At 43.7% G+C, this 15,400-nt stretch carries 11 protein-coding genes, 19 tRNA genes and 3 rRNA genes; 2 read left to right on the top strand and 31 right to left on the bottom strand.

The window, feature by feature from the left end:
• The 24 genes from N4597_RS03490 to N4597_RS03375 all read right to left on the bottom strand — a co-directional run bounded on the left by N4597_RS03490 (window position 1) and on the right by N4597_RS03375 (window position 8,079).
• A tRNA-Glu gene (locus tag N4597_RS03490) sits at window positions 1-72 on the bottom strand.
• A gap of 3 nt (window positions 73-75) precedes the next feature.
• Window positions 76-163, bottom strand: a tRNA-Ser gene (locus N4597_RS03485).
• 6 nt (window positions 164-169) lie between these two features.
• A tRNA-Ile gene (locus N4597_RS03480) sits at window positions 170-243 on the bottom strand.
• A 6-nt stretch (window positions 244-249) separates the two neighbouring features.
• Window positions 250-320 (bottom strand) — tRNA-Gly (locus N4597_RS03475).
• A gap of 83 nt (window positions 321-403) precedes the next feature.
• Window positions 404-476, bottom strand: a tRNA-Asp gene (locus N4597_RS03470).
• Window positions 477-490: 14 nt separating this feature from the next.
• A tRNA-Met gene (locus N4597_RS03465) sits at window positions 491-564 on the bottom strand.
• A 9-nt stretch (window positions 565-573) separates the two neighbouring features.
• A tRNA-Ser gene (locus N4597_RS03460) sits at window positions 574-663 on the bottom strand.
• A gap of 21 nt (window positions 664-684) precedes the next feature.
• Window positions 685-758: transfer RNA gene (locus tag N4597_RS03455), tRNA-Ile, on the bottom strand.
• Between the two features lie 15 nt (window positions 759-773).
• Window positions 774-847, bottom strand: a tRNA-Met gene (locus tag N4597_RS03450).
• A 19-nt stretch (window positions 848-866) separates the two neighbouring features.
• Window positions 867-940 (bottom strand) — tRNA-Pro (locus tag N4597_RS03445).
• Window positions 941-945: 5 nt separating this feature from the next.
• A tRNA-Arg gene (locus N4597_RS03440) sits at window positions 946-1,019 on the bottom strand.
• Between the two features lie 17 nt (window positions 1,020-1,036).
• Window positions 1,037-1,122 (bottom strand) — tRNA-Leu (locus tag N4597_RS03435).
• 10 nt (window positions 1,123-1,132) lie between these two features.
• Window positions 1,133-1,204 (bottom strand) — tRNA-Gly (locus tag N4597_RS03430).
• Between the two features lie 3 nt (window positions 1,205-1,207).
• Window positions 1,208-1,280: transfer RNA gene (locus N4597_RS03425), tRNA-Thr, on the bottom strand.
• 67 nt (window positions 1,281-1,347) lie between these two features.
• Window positions 1,348-1,420 (bottom strand) — tRNA-Lys (locus N4597_RS03420).
• 4 nt (window positions 1,421-1,424) lie between these two features.
• Window positions 1,425-1,497, bottom strand: a tRNA-Val gene (locus N4597_RS03415).
• Window positions 1,498-1,502: 5 nt separating this feature from the next.
• Window positions 1,503-1,574, bottom strand: a tRNA-Glu gene (locus N4597_RS03410).
• 5 nt (window positions 1,575-1,579) lie between these two features.
• Window positions 1,580-1,652, bottom strand: a tRNA-Asn gene (locus N4597_RS03405).
• Between the two features lie 7 nt (window positions 1,653-1,659).
• Window positions 1,660-1,776, bottom strand: a 5S ribosomal RNA gene (rrf, locus tag N4597_RS03400).
• Between the two features lie 83 nt (window positions 1,777-1,859).
• Window positions 1,860-4,777: ribosomal RNA gene (locus N4597_RS03395) — 23S ribosomal RNA — on the bottom strand.
• A gap of 151 nt (window positions 4,778-4,928) precedes the next feature.
• Window positions 4,929-5,001 (bottom strand) — tRNA-Ala (locus N4597_RS03390).
• Between the two features lie 71 nt (window positions 5,002-5,072).
• Window positions 5,073-6,635: ribosomal RNA gene (locus N4597_RS03385) — 16S ribosomal RNA — on the bottom strand.
• The 16S, 23S and 5S rRNA genes sit together here with 19 tRNA genes alongside, the layout of an rRNA operon.
• Before the next feature lie 352 nt (window positions 6,636-6,987).
• Window positions 6,988-7,377: a CvfD/Ygs/GSP13 family RNA-binding post-transcriptional regulator gene (locus N4597_RS03380; RefSeq protein WP_050610740.1), complete on the bottom strand. Its 390-nt coding sequence runs from the start codon at window positions 7,375-7,377 to the stop codon at window positions 6,988-6,990.
• Window positions 7,378-7,497: 120 nt separating this feature from the next.
• A complete protein-coding gene (locus N4597_RS03375; protein WP_260904630.1) occupies window positions 7,498-8,079 on the bottom strand; it encodes a peptidylprolyl isomerase in 582 nt (193 codons plus the stop codon).
• Window positions 8,080-8,203: 124 nt separating this feature from the next.
• On the opposite strand from N4597_RS03375, the gene N4597_RS03370 reads away from it, so the two are divergent.
• Both N4597_RS03370 and N4597_RS03365 read left to right on the top strand, forming a co-directional pair.
• The gene (locus N4597_RS03370; protein ID WP_172585864.1) at window positions 8,204-9,214 is read left to right on the top strand and encodes an NAD(P)/FAD-dependent oxidoreductase; all 1,011 of its coding nucleotides are present in this window, start codon (window positions 8,204-8,206) and stop codon (window positions 9,212-9,214) included.
• A gap of 98 nt (window positions 9,215-9,312) precedes the next feature.
• Window positions 9,313-9,957 (top strand): VTT domain-containing protein, encoded by a 645-nt coding sequence (locus tag N4597_RS03365; protein WP_260905204.1) that lies wholly within the window; start codon window positions 9,313-9,315, stop codon window positions 9,955-9,957.
• Window positions 9,958-10,003: 46 nt separating this feature from the next.
• Here N4597_RS03365 and N4597_RS03360 read toward each other — a convergent pair whose 3' ends face one another.
• The 7 genes from N4597_RS03360 to N4597_RS03330 all read right to left on the bottom strand — a co-directional run bounded on the left by N4597_RS03360 (window position 10,004) and on the right by N4597_RS03330 (window position 15,387).
• Window positions 10,004-10,636, bottom strand: coding sequence for a TIGR01906 family membrane protein (locus N4597_RS03360; protein ID WP_172585959.1), 633 nt, complete (start codon window positions 10,634-10,636; stop codon window positions 10,004-10,006).
• The gene (locus N4597_RS03355; RefSeq protein ID WP_260904626.1) at window positions 10,629-11,405 is read right to left on the bottom strand and encodes a TIGR01457 family HAD-type hydrolase; all 777 of its coding nucleotides are present in this window, start codon (window positions 11,403-11,405) and stop codon (window positions 10,629-10,631) included. The genes N4597_RS03360 and N4597_RS03355 overlap by 8 nt, the downstream gene beginning before the upstream one ends.
• A gap of 11 nt (window positions 11,406-11,416) precedes the next feature.
• Window positions 11,417-11,992, bottom strand: coding sequence for a YutD family protein (locus tag N4597_RS03350; RefSeq protein WP_260904624.1), 576 nt, complete (start codon window positions 11,990-11,992; stop codon window positions 11,417-11,419).
• Window positions 11,993-12,092: 100 nt separating this feature from the next.
• Complete coding sequence (locus N4597_RS03345) at window positions 12,093-13,454, bottom strand: amino acid permease (protein ID WP_056976143.1); 1,362 nt, start codon at window positions 13,452-13,454, stop codon at window positions 12,093-12,095.
• 146 nt (window positions 13,455-13,600) lie between these two features.
• A complete protein-coding gene (locus N4597_RS03340; RefSeq protein ID WP_167589682.1) occupies window positions 13,601-14,611 on the bottom strand; it encodes a class I SAM-dependent methyltransferase in 1,011 nt (336 codons plus the stop codon).
• Between the two features lie 70 nt (window positions 14,612-14,681).
• A complete protein-coding gene (locus N4597_RS03335; protein WP_056976147.1) occupies window positions 14,682-14,957 on the bottom strand; it encodes a hypothetical protein in 276 nt (91 codons plus the stop codon).
• Window positions 14,947-15,387 (bottom strand): hypothetical protein, encoded by a 441-nt coding sequence (locus N4597_RS03330; RefSeq protein WP_172576316.1) that lies wholly within the window; start codon window positions 15,385-15,387, stop codon window positions 14,947-14,949. The genes N4597_RS03335 and N4597_RS03330 overlap by 11 nt, the downstream gene beginning before the upstream one ends.
• Window positions 15,388-15,400: the final 13 nt, after the last annotated feature.

Here is a 15,400-nt window from a genome sequence, read left to right as displayed (position 1 = left end):
TGACCCGTACGGGATTTGAACCCATGTTACCGCCGTGAAAGGGCGGTGTCTTAACCACTTGACCAACGGGCCATACGGAGAAGGAGGGATTTGAACCCTCGCGCCGTGTTACCGACCTATACCCTTAGCAGGGGCACCTCTTCAGCCACTTGAGTACTTCTCCAATATATGGGCCTAAATGGACTCGAACCATCGACCTCACGCTTATCAGGCGTGCGCTCTAACCAGCTGAGCTATAGGCCCATAATAAGCGGGTGACGAGAATCGAACTCGCGACAACAGCTTGGAAGGCTGTGGTTTTACCACTAAACTACACCCGCATGTTAACGAATAACACCATGTTATTATATAACATTTTTTAAAAATAAGCAAGTTATATTTTTTAATTTTTGAATATAACTTACGGTCCATGACGGATTTGAACCGACGATCTTCTCCGTGACAGGGAGACGAGATAACCACTACTCCAATGGACCAAATATCTAAATAATTGCGGGAGCAGGATTTGAACCTACGACCTTCGGGTTATGAGCCCGACGAGCTACCAGACTGCTCCATCCCGCGATAATAAAAAGGAGGATAAGAGATTCGAACTCTTGCGTGGTTTGACCCACCTGACGGTTTTCAAGACCGTTCCCTTCAGCCAGACTTGGGTAATCCTCCATGATGTAAAATAAGAAACAATGGACCTTGTAGGACTCGAACCTACGACCGGACGGTTATGAGCCGTCTGCTCTAACCAACTGAGCTAAAGGTCCAAGCTCTATTGGATATCGCGGCGGAGGGGATCGAACCCCCGACCTCCCGGGTATGAACCGGACGCTCTAGCCAGCTGAGCTACACCGCGATTCTAATTAAGTATCCTATCGGGAAGACAGGATTCGAACCTGCGACCCCCTGGTCCCAAACCAGGTGCTCTACCAAGCTGAGCTACTTCCCGATGAATGCACCCAGCAGGAGTCGAACCTGCAACCTTCTGATTCGTAGTCAGACACTCTATCCAGTTGCGCTATGGGTGCATATATAAAAAACAAAATGCCGAGGACCGGAATCGAACCGGTACGGTGATCACTCACCGCAGGATTTTAAGTCCTGTGCGTCTGCCAGTTCCGCCACCCCGGCATAATGTAAGAGCGGAAGACGGGATTCGAACCCGCGACCCCCACCTTGGCAAGGTGATGTTCTACCACTGAACTACTTCCGCATATGCCGACTAGACGATTCGAACGCCCGACCCTCTGATTACAAATCAGATGCTCTACCAACTGAGCTAAGTCGGCATCAATTAACTGACCATATTATATTAACAAATATAATTTCTTAAGTCAATAGTTTTTTTTATTTTTATGAGTCGTGACAGGCTCGAACTGTCGACCCTCTGATTAAAAGTCAGATGCTCTACCAACTGAGCTAACGACTCAAGATGGAGGATACAGGGCTCGAACCTGTGACCCTCTGCTTGTAAGGCAGACGCTCTCCCAGCTGAGCTAATCCTCCATAAGTGACCCGTACGGGATTTGAACCCATGTTACCGCCGTGAAAGGGCGGTGTCTTAACCACTTGACCAACGGGCCATTAACTCCGGTAGGCGGACTCGAACCGTCGACACCCTGATTAACAGTCAGATGCTCTACCAACTGAGCTATACCGGAATAATACGCACGGCAACGTCCTACCCTCACAGGAGGCGTTCCTCCAACTACTCTCGGCGCTATGAAGCTTAACTTCTGTGTTCGGAATGGGAACAGGTGTAGCCTTCATGCCATCGTCACCGCACTATTTTTTAAGAGAACTTGTTCTCTCAAAACTAGATTTTATTCTCTTTCTTTGAACTTTCCGAAAAAACTTACGTTTTTTACTTGGTTAAGTCCTCGACCGATTAGTAATGGTCCGCTTCATACGTCACCGCACTTCCACTTCCATCCTATCTACCTGATCATCTCTCAGGGGTCTTACTTCCTTACGGAATGGGAAATCTTATCTCGAGGCGAGTTTCGCGCTTAGATGCTTTCAGCGTTTATCTCATCCATACATAGCTACCCAGCGATGCCCTTGGCAGAACAACTGGTACACCAGCGGTATGTCCATCCCGGTCCTCTCGTACTAAGGACAGATCCTCTCAAATTTCCTACGCCCGCGACGGATAGGGACCGAACTGTCTCACGACGTTCTGAACCCAGCTCGCGTACCGCTTTAATGGGCGAACAGCCCAACCCTTGGGACCGACTACAGCCCCAGGATGCGATGAGCCGACATCGAGGTGCCAAACCTCCCCGTCGATGTGGACTCTTGGGGGAGATAAGCCTGTTATCCCCAGGGTAGCTTTTATCCGTTGAGCGATGGCCCTTCCATGCGGAACCACCGGATCACTAAGCCCGACTTTCGTCCCTGCTCGACTTGTAGGTCTCGCAGTCAAGCTCCCTTATGCCTTTACACTCTGCGAATGATTTCCAACCATTCTGAGGGAACCTTTGGGCGCCTCCGTTACCTTTTAGGAGGCGACCGCCCCAGTCAAACTGCCCACCTGACACTGTCTCCCGCCGTGATTGCCGGCGTGGGTTAGAGTGTTCATACAACGAGGGTAGTATCCCACCAGCGCCTCTGTCGAAACTAGCGTTCCGACTTCTACGGCTCCTACCTATCCTGTACAAGTTGTACAAACACCCAATATCAAGCTACAGTAAAGCTCCATGGGGTCTTTCCGTCCTGTCGCGGGTAACCCGCATCTTCACGGGTATTATAATTTCACCGAGTCTCTCGTTGAGACAGTGCCCAGATCGTTACGCCTTTCGTGCGGGTCGGAACTTACCCGACAAGGAATTTCGCTACCTTAGGACCGTTATAGTTACGGCCGCCGTTTACTGGGGCTTCAATTCGCACCTTCGCTTGCGCTAAGCACTCCTCTTAACCTTCCAGCACCGGGCAGGCGTCAGCCCCTATACTTCATCTTACGATTTTGCAGAAACCTGTGTTTTTGATAAACAGTCGCCTGGGCCTATTCACTGCGGCTGAGCTTGCGCTCAGCACCCCTTCTCCCGAAGTTACGGGGTCATTTTGCCGAGTTCCTTAACGAGAGTTCTCTCGCTCACCTTAGGATACTCTCCTCGACTACCTGTGTCGGTTTGCGGTACGGGTAATTAAACTCTAACTAGAAGCTTTTCTCGGCAGTGTGACATCAATCACTTCGCTACTTTAATTTCGCTCCCCATCACAACTTGTCCTCAGTCGGTAAGCATTTGACTCACCAACAGACTTATTGCTTGGACGCACATATCCAACAGTGCGCATCTCTAGCCTCCTGCGTCCCTCCATTGTTCAAACAAGTTTAACTAGTACAGGAATCTCAACCTGTTATCCATCGCCTACGCCTCTCGGCCTCGGCTTAGGTCCCGACTAACCCTGGGAGGACGAGCCTTCCCCAGGAAACCTTAGTCATACGGTGGGTAGGATTCTCACCTACCTTTCGCTACTCATACCGGCATTCTCACTTCTAAGCGCTCCACCAGTCCTTACGGTCTGACTTCACCGCCCTTAGAACGCTCTCCTACCACGTGTCCTTACGGACACATCCACAATTTCGGTAATGTGTTTAGCCCCGTTACATTTTCGGCGCAGGATCACTCGACTAGTGAGCTATTACGCACTCTTTAAATGATGGCTGCTTCTAAGCCAACATCCTAGTTGTCTGTGCAATTCCACATCCTTTTCCACTTAACACATATTTAGGGACCTTAATTGGTGGTCTGGGCTGTTTCCCTTTCGACTACGGATCTTATCACTCGCAGTCTGACTCCCGGATATAGATATGTGGCATTCGGAGTTTATCTGAATTCAGTAACCCAAGACGGGCCCCTAGTCCAAACAGTGCTCTACCTCCACTATCCTTTACTCCGAGGCTAGCCCTAAAGCTATTTCGGAGAGAACCAGCTATCTCCAAGTTCGTTTGGAATTTCACCTCTACCCACACCTCATCCCAGCATTTTTCAACATACACGGGTTCGGTCCTCCAGTGCGTTTTACCGCACCTTCAACCTGGACATGGGTAGGTCACCTGGTTTCGGGTTTACGTCAACATACTAAAGCGCCCTATTCAGACTCGCTTTCGCTCCGGCTCCGGGTTTTCCCCCTTAACCTCGCATGCTAACGTAACTCGCCGGTTCATTCTACAAAAGGCACGCTATCACCCATTAACGGGCTCTAACTACTTGTAGGCACATGGTTTCAGGAACTCTTTCACTCCCCTCCCGGGGTGCTTTTCACCTTTCCCTCACGGTACTGGTTCACTATCGGTCACTAGGTAGTATTTAGCCTTGGGAGATGGTCCTCCCGGATTCCGACGGAGTTTCACGTGTTCCGCCGTACTCAGGATCCTGGACAGAGGAGACTTAATTTCGTTTACAGGGCTCTCACCTTCTCTGGCTGATTTTCCCAAATCATTCAACTATCAAATCTCTTGGTAACTCTAAAGTCCAGTCCTACAACCCCGAGAAGCAAGCTTCTCGGTTTGGGCTCTTCCCTCTTCGCTCGCCGCTACTGGGGGAATCGAATTTCTTTCTCTTCCTATGGGTACTTAGATGTTTCAGTTCCCCACGTCTACCTTCAACTAAGCTATGAATTCACTTAGCGATAACAGGCCGTTAGGCCTGCTGGGTTGCCCCATTCGGAAATCTCCGGTTCACAGTTTACTTACAACTCCCCGAAGCATATCGCAGTTAGTCACGTCCTTCATCGGCTCCTAGTGCCAAGGCATCCACCATGCGCCCTTAATAACTTAACCTCGCTTAATAATTTAAGCTATGAGTTTGCGATTAAGAACTAATTCTTGTTTTAACTCTTTAAAACGCGGTGTTTTCTCGGTTTTTCATTAAATAAGAAATAGAATAAATATCTAGTTTTCAAAGAACAAGTTCGATAGCTTACGCCATCAATGGAGCTTAACGGGATCGAACCGATGACCTCCTGCTTGCAAAGCAGGCGCTCTCCCAACTGAGCTAAAGCCCCATTTCAAGAGTAGAACTCTCAAAACTAAACAAAGTTTTAAACCCCGTGTAGGTTTCCGTAATTTTCCTTAGAAAGGAGGTGATCCAGCCGCAGGTTCTCCTACGGCTACCTTGTTACGACTTCACCCCAATCATCTGTCCCACCTTAGACGGCTAGCTCCTAAAAGGTTACCCCACCGGCTTTGGGTGTTACAAACTCTCATGGTGTGACGGGCGGTGTGTACAAGGCCCGGGAACGTATTCACCGCGACATGCTGATTCGCGATTACTAGCGATTCCGGCTTCATGTAGGCGAGTTGCAGCCTACAATCCGAACTGAGAACGGCTTTAAGAGATTAGCTTGCCCTCGCGAGTTTGCGACTCGTTGTACCGTCCATTGTAGCACGTGTGTAGCCCAGGTCATAAGGGGCATGATGACTTGACGTCGTCCCCACCTTCCTCCGGTTTGTCACCGGCAGTCTCGCCAGAGTGCCCAACTTAATGCTGGCAACTGACAACAAGGGTTGCGCTCGTTGCGGGACTTAACCCAACATCTCACGACACGAGCTGACGACAGCCATGCACCACCTGTCATTTTGTCCCCGAAGGGAAAATCTTATCTCTAAGATGGTCAAAAGATGTCAAGACCTGGTAAGGTTCTTCGCGTTGCTTCGAATTAAACCACATGCTCCACCGCTTGTGCGGGCCCCCGTCAATTCCTTTGAGTTTCAACCTTGCGGTCGTACTCCCCAGGCGGAATGCTTATTGCGTTAGCTGCAGCACTGAAGGGCGGAAACCCTCCAACACTTAGCATTCATCGTTTACGGTGTGGACTACCAGGGTATCTAATCCTGTTTGCTACCCACACTTTCGAACCTCAGCGTCAGTTACAGACCAGAGAGCCGCTTTCGCCACTGGTGTTCTTCCATATATCTACGCATTTCACCGCTACACATGGAGTTCCACTCTCCTCTTCTGCACTCAAGTCCTCCAGTTTCCAATGCAATTCTTCGGTTAAGCCGAAGGCTTTCACATCAGACTTAAAGGACCGCCTGCGTTCCCTTTACGCCCAATAAATCCGGACAACGCTTGCCACCTACGTATTACCGCGGCTGCTGGCACGTAGTTAGCCGTGGCTTTCTGGTTAGATACCGTCAATACAAGAACAGTTACTCTCTCGCATGTTCTTCTCTAACAACAGAGTTTTACGATCCGAAGACCTTCTTCACTCACGCGGCGTTGCTCCATCAGGCTTGCGCCCATTGTGGAAGATTCCCTACTGCTGCCTCCCGTAGGAGTTTGGGCCGTGTCTCAGTCCCAATGTGGCCGATCAACCTCTCAGTTCGGCTACGTATCATTACCTTGGTAGGCCGTTACCCCACCAACAAGTTAATACGCCGCGGGTCCATCCAAAAGTGATAGCCGAAACCATCTTTTACATAATGACCATGCGGTCATCATGGTTATGCGGTATTAGCACCTGTTTCCAAGTGTTATCCCCCTCTTTTGGGCAGGTTACCCACGTGTTACTCACCCGTTCGCCACTCAATTTTCAATCGGTGTAGCAAGCTACGATGATTGAAAAAAGCGTTCGACTTGCATGTATTAGGCACGCCGCCAGCGTTCGTCCTGAGCCAGGATCAAACTCTCATTTTAGAATTTGTGACTCATTTTTATACTAGCGAATTGACTTCGCAAATGTTTTGCAGTTGTTTCCAACTGACCCTACACATTTGGTTTGTCTAAAACTTTGTTCAGTTTTCAAAGATCTACTCATTAACAATTCGTTATCGCAATGACAACTATTATATGATATCAATCATCATTTTTAATGTCAAGCATTATCTTTTAAAAAATAATTTCTTAATAGCGACAACTTCTATATTTTACTTAAAAGCAAAGCTGATTGTCAAGAACTATTTTTACTCAAAACTAATTATTTCAAATCAGCAACAAAAAATATAATAGCAAGATTATTTTGGCCCGTCAAGCATTATTTTAATAAAAATTACTTACCTGCATCAATATCAACCAGTGCTTGTTTCACCCAACCATCTAGCCTTTCTGCAATTGGAGCAAATCCCTCTTGGGCATGCTTGTTTGTCCAAAACTTTTTATGTTGGTAATGCACCCTCTTGTTGGCTTTAGAAAAATCAAACGGCTTTTCTAAACACCGAACAGATAGGGAAATTTTGCCAGTGTACTCATCGATATCTATGATGATTACCCGAACTTTTTGCCCTACTTGTAAAAAATGTTCTATATTGTCTACATACCCATGATGACATTCTGAAATATGAATCAAACCTTGCGTCTGAGCATCCAATGAAACAAAGGCACCGTAAGCTTGAATCCCGGTTACCTTTCCTTCCAATATCATCCCAATTTTATAATCCACGTGTTCCACCACCTATCAAACTTAGTCTCCAAATATCATAATAACATAAAATTATCTTGAATAATAAAAAAGGCAGCTAACAATTGTTAACTACCTCCTTTAAACTAACTTCTAAGTAAATTATTCGCTAACTTCAATCGTCTTAATCACAACATCTTCTACAGGCTTATCTTGAATCCCCGTTTCAACATTTGCAATTTCATCAACAATTTCCATTCCCGAAACAACTTGACCAAAAACAGTATGTCTGTGATCAAGCCATGGGGTCCCACCTTGCCGATAAGCTTCAATAATTTCTTTAGGATAACCAGCGGCTACCATTTGTTCTTCCATTTGAGCAGGTATATTTTGGTTTTGAACTATAAAGAATTGACTACCATTTGTCGCCGGGCCGGCATTAGCCATTGAAAGTGCCCCCCGAATATTAAATAACTCATTAGAAAATTCATCTTCAAAAGGCGCACCCCATAAACTTTGACCACCCATTCCGGTTCCAGTTGGGTCCCCACCTTGAATCATAAAGTCTTTGATTACACGGTGAAAAATAATGCCATCATAATAATTTTTAGCTACTAAACCTAAAAAGTTTTCAACCGTTTTAGGGGCTTGCTTAGGAAATAACTTAATCGCAAAATCCCCTTTATTAGTCTTAAATGTTGCTACTGGTCCTTCAACTGCAGCTAAGTTCAATTGTGGATACATAAAAATCTCCTTCCAATTATAAATACCTAATTAGTATACCATACTTTACGTTTTCCTTTACTTACTTTTTATGCTAATCTTATAGCGTATCTACTATTTTTACGAAAGGAATGTTTTCTAGATAATGACTGAAACTGCATACTACGATATTACTATCATCGGTGGCGGCCCCGTTGGTTTATTTGCCGCCACTTATGCTCGTATGCGTCTAGCAAAAACCCAAATCATTGAAAGTCTCGATCAATTAGGGGGACAAGTAAGTACCCTTTTCCCTGCTAAAAAGATTTATGATATTCCTGGCTTCTATGAAATTAGTGGCGAGGACTTAATTAAAAACTTTGAAAAGCAAACACTAGCTTTTAAGCCTGATATTTTCCTGGGCGAAACGGTCCTTGGCTTTGAAAAAACTCCTGAAGGTTTTCTGATTAAAACTAGCAAAAGAACCACCTACTCTCGCTCAATTATAATCGCTGCCGGAATCGGTGCCTTCGAACCCAGGAGGTTAACACTTGATAATGCTAGCCAACTAGAAGGCAAGCAGCTACGCTATTTTGTCACAGACCCGACAACTTTTGCTGGCAAAGACTTAGCCATCGCTGGTGGCGGGGATTCTGCGATTGATTGGGCTTTAACCTTATACCCTCAGGCCAAATCAGTACATTTAATTCATAGGCGTGACAAATTTAGGGCACTCGAAAGCAATTTAGCCAAGTTAAAGGAAACTAAAACTAACTTTGAGACTCCTTATACCATTAAAGAACTCTCACCAGCTGCAACCGATAAACTAACTATTACCTTGCAAAAAGTTCGCTCCCAAGAAACTAAAGCCATAACGGTTGATCATTTACTGGTTAATTACGGTTTTGTTTCCGATAATAAAATTATCTCCTCTTGGGGGCTTGAAATGCAAAACCGCGCAATTAAGGTTAACCAAGCACAAGAAACTAATATTCCAGGTGTCTATGCTATCGGTGACAGTGCTTATCATGAAGGTAAAATTGACCTAATTGCAACCGGCCTGGGTGAAGCACCCAATGCCATTAATAATGCTCTGCTCTACGTCTATCCAGAAAAACGACAACCCGCCCATAGCACTCAGCTTATTAAAGCATTTAACCAGGCTCAGAAAAAATAAGAGAAACTTAACTTATTTTTGGCTAACTTTCTAGTAAACTTAAAAAAGCAGTAACTGCTTAACTACTATATCAAAGGAGTACTTAAACCTTGAATATCATTCAACTCTTTATTGATTTCGTATTACACATTGACACGCACCTCGTTACTATCGTTAACACTTTTGGTAGTTGGACCTATCTAATCGTCTTTGCTATCATCTTTATCGAAACCGGGGCGGTAATCATGCCATTTTTACCTGGTGATTCGCTGTTATTTGCAGCCTGTGCACTATCCGCTAACCCAATTTACAACTTGCACACCGGAATCTTCGTTGTCCTTTTTTGGGTAGCTGCTGTTGCTGGGGATTCATTAAACTTCTTTATTGGCCATACTATTGGTAAATCCATTACCAGCCACCCCTTCTTTGGGCGTTTTATCAAAGAAGAAAATATCACCAAAACCGAAAAGTTTTTTGAAAGACACGGGGGCATCTCCATTACCTTAGCCCGCTTCATGCCAATTATCAGAACCTTTGCTCCCTTTGTTGCCGGAGCCAGTGGTTATAAATATAGCCAGTTTATTCGCTATAACTTGGCAGGTGCTACCGCTTGGGTTGCCCTTTGTTGTGGGGGCGGTCATTTCTTCGGTAACTTCCCGCTAGTCAAAGAACACTTCTCAATGATTGTCTTGGGAATCATTCTTGTTTCCTTACTACCAGCAGTTATCACCTTTATAAAAAGTCGACTTGGTCAAAAAGCCTAATTATTAAAAAACCTGTGCAGCTCAATGATGCACAGGTTTTTTTGTTCTATAGGTGTTTTAACTGGTATCTAGCAATCCCGATAATTCCTACTAAGGAAATAAATACTAACAAGATAAATAAACTAAAAGCGGCCAAAAAATAAGAGGCAGGCAACGCATTGATAATTGGGTCTAACTTAGGGTCAAACAACCAATCATTATTTGCAAAAAGTAACCGGTGAAAGGTAACAAAAAATTTATTAAAGTTAGTAACCATGAGTGTCAATACGACCACCCCTAATGAAAGCAAGTAATAGCATGGGGTAATCAAGATAAATAACCGTCGCTTTTGCCACAGGCCTTTTAACCACCAACAACTAACTGGAAAACTAGTAGCTAGAATCAGATAATTTTTAAAGAACAAGGCCTTGACCTCGGTAAAGTGGTGCATGGCGTTAAAAGAAGTTGGCAGACCTAAATCTAATTGCTGCACCCACGGATAATTTAAGTAAGCTAACAGGCGTTGATAAGTTGTTATTAACTGGTGATTGCTGAGCCCTACTTTTGAACCTAAATCTTGGTGCCAAACAAAGTAGTAATATAAGCCCCTAAAGTTAATGGTAATGGCAATACAAGCACTGAAAATTGCTAAATAAAACACTACCAATAGTAAGCCCTCTGTTAGTTTTAATTTATTCATCAAAACTCCACTCATCCAGGGAATCCAGTTCATAAGTCGGCTTAACGTCCATTTTGGCAACTTGTTCTTTGGTAGAAACTCCGGTGTAGACTAAGAGCGTATCAATGCCAAAATTAATTCCCGCCTTAATGTCAGTCATATAGTTATCGCCTACCATAATTACTTCATCTTTGGACAACCCAATCTTTCTAAGGGCCTTTTCCATAATAATTGGTTCAGGTTTACCAATGTAAGTTGCCTTTTGTTGGGTCGAACATTCAACCAAAGCAATAACTGACCCAGCACCTGGAACCAAGCCCCGTTCATTTGGTAAGTTAGTGTCTGCGTTAGTCCCAATAAACTTAGCCCCCCGCTTAATGGCTAAAGTTGCTAATTCAAATTTGTGGTAGGTCACGTCATAATCAAGCCCCACAATCACATAATCTGGCTGGTATTCCTCAAAGCGAAAACCCTTATCTAATAGGGCTTGCTTTAACCCTAATTCACCAATCGGATAAACTGTTCGCTTCTTTTCATCTAAATCAGCCACATAATCAGCTGTCGCTAACGCCGTTGTATAAATGTTTTCAGGGCTAACATGAATATCGAAATTGGTGGCTAAATTAGTAGCTACTTCCTCCGGACTTTTAGTACTATTATTGGTTACAAATAAAAAGTCCTTCTTTCTTGTCTGGAGTTGCTCAACAAACCGTTTAGCTGCCGGTATCTTAATTTTTCCTTTATAAATTGTACCGTCTAAATCAATCAAATATCCCTTGTAATCTCTCATTATGCTTTTTCTTAACCTTTCTGTCTAATTGTAAAATGCCGTTTTTTACCTGGTTTCTTGACATTATTAGCCCTTGCTGGCTTAAATTTCCGGGGCCTCTTCTTTAACGGGTAAACCCGTTCTTCTAAGTAGGCCTTATCCTTATAGCGTCGTTCACGCGCCTTGCGGTTAGCCGGCTTCTTTTTGGCACTTGCCGGAATCGGTTCAGGCTTTTGAACATCTAAATTTCGCAAGACAAAGTAGGCACAGCCAAAATTGCAGTACTCATACAAGTAATCCTCTAAGCGGTCAATATTTTGACTAGGGCTGCCCTTCTTGCTACCGACCTCATAAAAACCATGCAAGCGTAACTGATCATAACCCCAGTCACCAACAATATAATCATATTTAGTTAAAATTTGGCTAAACCGTTCTTGAAGCTTTTCAATTTGAAAGCCCTGACGATAGTTTAACAATAACACATAAGGATGACCGTCTATCGTCATTTCTGTTTCGCTTTGCATCCTTATTTCACTAGCAAAGGCTTTGATTGTCTCGGCTTTTCTTGCTAACTGCGCTTCACGCCGAACCTTCTTTTCAGAATTCAAACACTCACTTCCTCAAATAATATTTATTTTCAATTTTACACCGAATTTAGGCTAAAAAAAAGCGCTCCGCCTAAAATGCCGAACGCTCCCATATTACAGTTTATTTTGTCCTTTGAAGACGGAGTGCCATATACAGGCCGCCAAACCAAATTAATGCCGCCAATAGCGCATAAAAAGTAGTTTGATCAAAGCACATGATGACCCCTACAAATGCTAGGAATAATAAAATTAAGTAATTAGCTACTGGAAAGAGGGGTAACTTAAAGCTAACTGGATTTTCTAACCCTTGTCTTTGCAAGCTCTTCCGGTAGCGCAAGTGTGCCAAGACAATTGCTCCCCAGATAAATAGGAAACATACGGTCGCCACGCTAGAGATAAAGGTAAATACCACACTTGCGTTAGGGACAATAAATTCTGCAATTACTGCTAATGCAATTACCGCCGCAGAAAATATCAACCCGTTTGCAGGCACCTGTGTTCTGGAAAGACTACTCATTTTTCGCGCGAACTTTCCTTCTTTACCATAATTCAAGGAAAATAGCATCCGCCCAGTTGAAAAGAGTGAGCTATTGCAAGCGGAGGCTGCCGCTGTTAGGACCACAAAGTTAATCACCCCGGCAGCCGCACTAATTCCGATATCACCAAAAACCTGAACGAAGGGACTATCAGTAGTGGAAATCTTAGTCCAAGGATAGATTGACATTAACGCTAACAGTGAGCCAACGTAGAAAATAATAATTCTAGTTGGAATTTCATTAATTGCCTTAGGAATTACCTTAGTTGGATTTTCTGCTTCAGAAGCAGTAACGCCGATCATCTCAATCCCGATAAAGCCAAACGTCACCATTTGAAATGACATTAAAAAGCCCTTGATACCCTTTGGAAAAAAGCCACCATAATTAACTAAATTGCCTAAGCTAGCGTGACCTAGCGGTGTTTTAAACCCTACAATCACCATGACAATTCCCGCCATGATTAAGGCAACAATAGCCAAAATCTTAACTAACGCGAACCAAAATTCGGTTTCCCCGAATAAACCAACTGTTATCAAGTTCAAGCCTAACAAAATAGCAATCGCAATTAAGCCTGGCAACCATCTAGGTATATCGGGAAACCAATACTGAATGTACATCCCAGTTGCGGTAACATCGGCCATCGCAATAGTAATCCAGCAGATCCAGTAAGTCCAGCCAGCCACAAAACCGACTTCTTTTCCTAGATACTTAGCAATAAAGTCAATAAAAGAATGGGTTTTTAAATCCGAAAGCAACAATTCTCCCATTGCCCTCATTAATAAGAAGCAAATTCCCCCAGTTAATAGGTAAGCCAAAACAATCGATGGTCCGGCTAAGTGGATAGATTTACCTGATCCTAAGAACAAGCCGGTTCCAATCGTTCCCCCTAAGGCAATCAACTGAATGTGCCTACTCTTCAATTTACGTGCATATTCTTCTTGTGCCATGATTTCTCCTCACGTTTCATCTTATATACAAAAAAACTAATAGTTTTAAACTCCGGCGGACAAGCAAGTCCCTTGAAGTTTACAACTACTAGCCTAACATAGATATTACGTGTAGTAAAACTCAACTATTTCATCTATAAGTGAATTTATTTCATCAAACTATTTCTTTCCCATTGATCAATCTGCCCTAAGAAGGCTTGGAACTGCTCCTTGTGCTTAAAACTAGGGAAGTCTCCTAATAAGATTTGCTTAGCCTGCTTAGCGCCACTTCCATGCTTTTGCAATAATAAAATCGCCTTTTGCCCCCGCTTACTTGCAAATAAATCTTGAGGTAAGTTCAACATCCCTTGCAAATAGGCATTAGCTTGAATATAATCTAACAACCCCTTAGCCTCAGGACTTTCAAATAAGCCTTTAGGCACCACAAAGATTCCAAAGCCAGCCGGTTTCAACTGGTTAACAGCTTGCTCAATCAGCAAGTGATGCACGTATGAGTGACCCTTTTTTGCCCGCGTTTTAAACTGAGTTACCCGTTCATCCAAGGGATAATAGCCCACTGGCAAATCACTAACTACTACATCAACCTTCGGTAACAATAAGCCATCTAATGCATCTTGGTGAAATAAATCAACCGAGATTTGTTCAATCTGAGTGGCCATGCTAGCTAAGGTGATTAAAGTATCGTCATTATCTACTCCGTAAGCTTGAATCTTAGGCCAGCCATTTTGATTTAACTTTGAAAGAATGGCCGTTAAGAGGTTGCCGGTACCTACAGTTAAATCTAACAAAGCTAGCCCTTGTTTTTTAGGCAAGACCTTTTCCAAAAGATATTCCACCAAAAAGCCAATCGTGTCCGGAGTCATTTGGTGGTTAGCTTGAATTTTTTCTTGCTTGTAAGCTTGAAGTAGCAGTAATTGCATTACTTGCCGCCGCTGTTCGGTAGTTAGACCGGCCAATTGAGCGTTAGCATATAACTCTTCTAGCCGCGTTTTTACTTCAGCGGTAGGAAGGCCGTCTTCGACGTGAACTTCTTTGGCCAATAAGTTGTCCCCTGTTTCAATTAAAGCGTCCAGATAACTAACTTGTAGTTCCTTTTTAAGTAATGCCACCGCTTCTTTTAAGCTCGTAAATGTTTGCTCGATTTTCTCAATTCCCACAATTGTCACCTCATACAAATTTTCCTTGTATAAGTTTAACGATTATTGCCTTGATTTTCAAGAAAAAGCCCTAGTCGGCTGCAGGATAAGTATAAATCCACCCATTCTTCAATGTTATTCGATAATCGTTTCCTTGGTTAGCAGCCCTCCCTAAATTTGTTTGTAGCTGCTCCTTTGGTTGTAACCGATTAATCCTGGCCAAATTATAAATCGACCTTGCTTGGCTCTCATAGCTAATTTGCCTGTAAAGTTGTATTTGAAACTGATAGTACAGGCACTGTCCCAATAATAAGCTACTGATGAGCATTAACAGTAACGCCCCGCTTAACAATAGATTAGCCTTCATTTTTAGGGGCCTGTTTTTCTTTGGGAGGCTTAGCTTTTGCAAAGACCACTTCACGTTTAATCACCTTTCCGTGTAACTTAACCTCTAGATCAAGCGTATAATTTTCATCATGCCACTTAGTTTTAAAAGCTTCTACATCAAACAACAGGGGCATATATCCTTGTCCATCTTGATTTAGCCAAATCTTATTGCGCTCATACTTAAGTTGGTAATTAGCTTGACGAGGGGGACTGTAAAAAACAACGTTACCAAACGACGTTCCTTTATATTCCAAGGACAAGCCGCGAGTCTTTAACACGCTCACTAATTGCTCGACTTGGGCTAAATCATCTTGGCGGACACTACTTAGGTTGCTTTTTAGGTTAAGCATAAATCCCATAAATAAACTCAAACCAATACTAGTGACCACTAAGGCGATAATAGTTTCCAATAAAGTAAAGGCC

Origin of the sequence: Ligilactobacillus agilis, assembly GCF_025311475.1 — a bacterium.
Classification (GTDB): domain Bacteria; phylum Bacillota; class Bacilli; order Lactobacillales; family Lactobacillaceae; genus Ligilactobacillus; species Ligilactobacillus agilis.
Note: the sequence above shows the minus strand (reverse complement) of the source record. Positions and strands in the feature narration are given on the sequence as shown.

Bases quoted from the DNA above. Each gene is read 5' to 3' on its own strand.
- N4597_RS03375 (WP_260904630.1), bottom strand. From the start codon at position 8,079: ATGTATCCACAATTGAACTTAGCTGCAGTTGAAGGACCAGTAGCAACA.
- N4597_RS03370 (WP_172585864.1), top strand. From the start codon at position 8,204: ATGACTGAAACTGCATACTACGATATTACTATCATCGGTGGCGGCCCC.
- N4597_RS03360 (WP_172585959.1), bottom strand. From the start codon at position 10,636: ATGAATAAATTAAAACTAACAGAGGGCTTACTATTGGTAGTGTTTTAT.
- N4597_RS03355 (WP_260904626.1), bottom strand. From the start codon at position 11,405: ATGAGAGATTACAAGGGATATTTGATTGATTTAGACGGTACAATTTAT.
- N4597_RS03345 (WP_056976143.1), bottom strand. From the start codon at position 13,454: ATGGCACAAGAAGAATATGCACGTAAATTGAAGAGTAGGCACATTCAG.
- N4597_RS03335 (WP_056976147.1), bottom strand. From the start codon at position 14,957: ATGAAGGCTAATCTATTGTTAAGCGGGGCGTTACTGTTAATGCTCATC.